This is a genomic window from Nonlabens dokdonensis, from assembly GCF_002162835.1.
Classification (GTDB): domain Bacteria; phylum Bacteroidota; class Bacteroidia; order Flavobacteriales; family Flavobacteriaceae; genus Nonlabens; species Nonlabens dokdonensis_B.
The window spans coordinates 694-5,530 of sequence record NZ_MAAX01000192.1; the positions used below are offsets into that span (position 1 = coordinate 694).

The window sequence follows — 4,837 nt, forward strand, 5'->3', positions numbered from 1 at the left end:
TGGCATTTGAAAAAATTAAGTCTTCCTCTTGAAGAATGTGCTCATTTACTCCTAAAACTACAGTCTTAATGTCATCTTCAATGGGTGGAGCACTTAATATGACTTTTTTTGCACCTGCAGTTAGGTGCTTTTGCAACTGGTCTCTAGTTTTAAATTTACCGGTAGATTCTATTACAAAATCTACGTCGTTCCAATGCAAATTTTCTAACTTATCGTGATGTGTAAATAATATGGAATGATCATTAACGCTTATAGCATTTTTATCATAAGTTACCTCTGCATCGAGAACGCCATGAATAGAATCGTATTTAAGAAGATGTGCCATGACTTCGTTAGAAGCAAGGTCGTTAATCGCGACTACTTCAATTTGTGGATCGTTATAAACCGTTCTTAAAAATGTACGTCCTATACGACCGAATCCGTTAATGGCTACTTTAATCATATATCTATACGATTTATGCTTCTATTATTCTTAGATTGGTTTTATAAAGTCTATATGTGAATTATAGTATGTGCTTATGAGCCTTGTAAGAACTTCTTACTAACGCACCACTTTCAACATGTCTAAAACCCATTTCTAGTCCAGCAATCTCATATTTCTTAAATTGCTCAGGTGTGATAAATTCTTTAACCGGCAAATGTTTTTTAGATGGTTGTAGATATTGACCTATGGTAACCACATCTACGTCATTGTCACGTAAATCTCTCATAGTTTGTAGAACTTCTTCTTCTAGTTCTCCTAAACCTAGCATAATTCCCGACTTAGTTCTATTAATACCTTGTTGTTTAAGATATCTAAGAACCTCTAGACTCGTGTCATATTTTGCCTGAATGCGCACCTCGCGAGTTAATCGACGTACTGTTTCCATATTATGAGAAACAACTTCTGGATTTGCCTCTACAATACGATCTATGTTTCTTGTATTGCCTTGAAAATCTGGGATAAGTGTTTCAAGAGTAGTTTCTGGATTCATACGTCGTATAGCAGCAACGGTTTCTTTCCAGATTATGGAACCCATATCTTTTAAGTCATCTCGATCTACACTAGTAATTACAGCGTGTTTAATACCCATTAATTTGATGGAACGGGCAACTTTTTCAGGCTCTGCCCAGTCCACAGTATCTGGACGACCAGTTTTAACACCACAAAAACCACATGATCTTGTACAAGTGTTACCTAAAATCATAAAAGTTGCTGTTCCTTCAGTCCAGCATTCTCCCATGTTAGGACAGCTACCAGAGGTACAAATGGTATGAAGGTCGTATTTTTCTACGGTACTTCTTAGCTCTTTATATTTTTGACCTACAGGTAATTTTACTCGCAACCATTTTGGTTTTCCTTTAGGTGGGGCGACTGATGTTTTTACTGCTTCCATATTACAAAGTTAACGATAATGTAGTCGAATGAATAAGAATACCTAACTAGTTCCATTGTTTTGGTCTATGTCCCATGTTTGAAATAAATAGAGCTAGTTGTGTACCTATCAATAGAATTTCTAAAAACGGAAGTAGGATGGTGATATCGCTTTCGCGAAAGCGAGACATCCCTTTACCCATAACTATCCAAAAAATCAGGTATCTAAAGAGAATAATACCTAAAATAAGTAACCAATTGATTCCAAATATCAAGGCCAAGATTGCTGAAATATAAAAGCCTATTTGGGAGATATAAAATATACCTAGCAATAATTTATGCTTCCATTTATAATGAGATGCTGTATTTATATGTCTCTTTTTTTGTTTCCACCATTTTTTCCACTGTGTTTTAGGCTGGCTAGTAGTGAATGATTCTTCATTTAAAGAAACTGCTGTGTTAGAATTTGTCGCAGATTGATTTACAAAAAGGTCATCATCACCACCTAATACCTTCATGTGGCTCATGAATCCGCTAGATTCATAAAATTGCGTTGCAGTGTAGGCAAGATTGCGGCCTACGCCCATGTATGGATTGCCGCGCATAGCATAACTAAAATATTGAATAGCCGTAAATGCGGTTTCATAACGAATTAAAGCGTTTAATAACGAGTTCTTTACTTTTTTATAACCGCCGTAACCCAAAACAATGCTTTTTTCTTGAGATAAATGCTTAGCCATAATAGCCAACCATTCTTTACTGTTAGGAACACAATCTGCATCAATGAAGACTAAATGATCATTTACCGCTTTTTTAATTCCTAAAGTGAGCGCATACTTTTTATTACCCCAAAAGCTTTCATTATTCACCACGTTTACAAACTTAACGCGATGATCTTGAGACATAAAATTTTCAATGACCTCTCTAGTGTCATCTATACTAGCATCATTAATTAAAATAATCTCAAAGTCTGGATGATTTTGTTCTAAGAGTAATGGGACGAGTACCTTTAAATTTTCTTGCTCATTTTTTGAGCAAACTATAACAGACACAGCTTGTGTTAATTTTCCTTTGGGAGCTGTTATTTTTGCAAAACCTACGTTAGAAAAGAATAAGTAGTAAACACAATTAACAATGGCAAATGATGCCAGTATATAAAAGAAAACACTTATTTCCATGAAGACTAATTAGGCTTTTACCTGATCGTTTTTGCAATCCTGCTCTTCAGGAAGTTTGCCACACATACTGCAAGCCTCTCCATTTTTGTTAAGATAAGGACTTTGGCTAGCACAAGTACCGGCAAATTTACCGTCCTTTTTACCCCATATTTTAATTGCAATCCCACCAAAGGCAAGACCTAATAAAACAAATGATATAAGAATAAGTTTTAAATCCATAATGCAAAGATAAGCTTTGAAAATAGGTTAGATAGCATCGTTTTTTACAAAATTACCGATGTACTTATCAATCTATTTTATAGTTACTCATTTATTAAATTTACCTCAGTTTCGATAGCAATTCCATAACGATCTAGAACTGCTTTTTGAATATTTCTAGCTACCTCAAGTATCTCTTGACCAGTAGCATTCCCATAATTTACAAGAACGAGAGCTTGCTTCTCGTGAATACCAGCATCTCCATATCGTTTACCTTTAAAACCAGACTGATCTATTAACCATCCTGCTGGTACTTTTACATGATCATGATCTACATCATAAGCGGGCATCTCAGGATGCATTCTTACAAGATCGTCATAAAGCGGCCTTTTAATAATAGGATTTTTAAAAAAACTACCACTGTTCCCTATGACTTTAGGGTCAGGAAGTTTGCTACTTCTTATATTAATTACCGCTTTTGAAACAGTTTGAATACTTAAAGTTTCATCAAGCCTTTCTAGCTCACTTTGTATTGCACCGTAATCTGTTTTTAACTGGTAATTGTTAGGTCTATTTAAATTAGTAAGTTTAAAAGTGACCGAAGTGATGACGTATTTTCCTAACGCTTCATTTTTAAAAATAGAATCGCGATAACCAAAGTTACAATCGCCTAGAGAAAGTGTTTTTTCTTCAAGCGATTTTATATCAATGACATCACAGCTGTAAAAAACATCTTTCAGCTCCACACCATAAGCACCGATATTTTGAATAGGTGAAGTCCCAACATTTCCCGGTATCAAAGAAAGATTCTCAATACCAGCTAGATTGTTCTTTATGCAGTACAGAACAAAGTCGTGCCAGTTTTCACCAGCCATTACTTTTAAATAAGTATCGCTACCATCGTTTTTAATAATCTCGATACCTTTTAATAATACATGAACGACAGGTTTTTGAATATCGTTGATCAACAACATATTGCTTCCGCCACCTAAAAGAAATATAGAAGTGTCATAATAATAGCCTAGTACTTCTTTAAGTTGTTGAAGAGATGCTACTACTGTGTACGCTTTCGCGAAAGCGGATATACCAAAAGTATTGAACTTCTTAAGAGGAAAATGTTGTTTAATTTCTATCATGCATTATAGGCCTTTAAAGCTTGATCTAAAATGCGTACTGCTCTTTTAAGAGATTCTTTCTCAAGAACGTATGCTATTCTTATTTGGTTTTTCCCCATTCCTGGTGTACTGTAAAATCCAGCAGCAGGGGCAACCATGATGGTTTCACCGTCTAGGTCAAAATTCTCAAGCATCCACTGTGCAAATACATCGGTATCTTCTACTGGCAACTGTGCCACACAATAAAATGCACCACCTGGATTTGCCACTTTTACACCTTCAATTTCTTTAAGGCCTTTTATTAGAATATCTCTACGTTCAATATATTCAACAATAACATCATCAAAATATTCTTGCTTTGTTTCTAATGCTGCCTCTGCTGCAATTTGTGCAAAAGTAGGTGGACTCAATCTAGCCTGAGCAAATTTCATTGCGGTAGCCATTACCTCCTTGTTCTTAGAAACCATACAACCTATGCGTGCACCACACATACTATATTTTTTTGAAACAGAATCGATCATGATGGCGTGATCTTCTAGCCCTTTTAGGTTCATAACGGAGAGGTGTGTGCGACCATCATATGCAAACTCGCGGTAAACTTCGTCAGATAGCAAGAACAGGTCATGCTTCTTAACTAACGCTGTTAATTGATCCATTTCTTCTTGAGTATACAAATAACCTGTAGGGTTTCCTGGGTTACAAATAAGTATAGCTTTAGTTTTATCGGTAATGAGCTTTTCAAATTCACTTATTGCTGGTAAAGCAAAGTTATTTTCAATACTAGTCGAGATAGGTTTTACAGTAACACCGCTTGCCGTTGCAAAACCATTATAATTTGCATAGAAGGGCTCAGGAATGATTACCTCGTCACCATTATCACATATGCTTCCCATCGCAAAAAGCAATGCTTCACTACCACCAGTAGATACGATTATGTCATCACTAGTTAAACCCATATCGATCTTATTGTAATAAGCAGCGAGTTTATCTCT

General features: G+C 35.6%; 6 protein-coding genes. All 6 read right to left on the minus strand.

The window, feature by feature from the left end; translation table 11 throughout:
* On the minus strand, window positions 1-442 hold a 442-nt coding region (locus A9Q93_RS12850), incomplete at its 3' end, for a glyceraldehyde 3-phosphate dehydrogenase NAD-binding domain-containing protein (RefSeq protein WP_303687803.1).
* A gap of 61 nt (window positions 443-503) precedes the next feature.
* Window positions 504-1,376 carry a lipoyl synthase gene (lipA, locus tag A9Q93_RS12855; RefSeq protein ID WP_303687804.1) on the minus strand — a complete coding sequence of 291 codons (873 nt, stop codon included), beginning with the start codon at window positions 1,374-1,376 and terminating at the stop codon, window positions 504-506.
* A gap of 46 nt (window positions 1,377-1,422) precedes the next feature.
* On the minus strand, window positions 1,423-2,532 hold the full coding sequence (locus tag A9Q93_RS12860; RefSeq protein WP_303687805.1) for a glycosyltransferase: 1,110 nt from the start codon (window positions 2,530-2,532) through the stop codon (window positions 1,423-1,425).
* 9 nt (window positions 2,533-2,541) lie between these two features.
* Window positions 2,542-2,751 carry a membrane or secreted protein gene (locus A9Q93_RS12865; RefSeq protein WP_303687806.1) on the minus strand — a complete coding sequence of 70 codons (210 nt, stop codon included), beginning with the start codon at window positions 2,749-2,751 and terminating at the stop codon, window positions 2,542-2,544.
* A gap of 83 nt (window positions 2,752-2,834) precedes the next feature.
* Window positions 2,835-3,863 (minus strand): UDP-N-acetylmuramate dehydrogenase, encoded by a 1,029-nt coding sequence (gene murB, locus A9Q93_RS12870; RefSeq protein WP_303687808.1) that lies wholly within the window; start codon window positions 3,861-3,863, stop codon window positions 2,835-2,837.
* A partial coding sequence (locus tag A9Q93_RS12875) for a pyridoxal phosphate-dependent aminotransferase (RefSeq protein WP_303687807.1) occupies window positions 3,863-4,837 on the minus strand: 975 nt, incomplete at its 5' end. The genes murB and A9Q93_RS12875, both read right to left, overlap by 1 nt.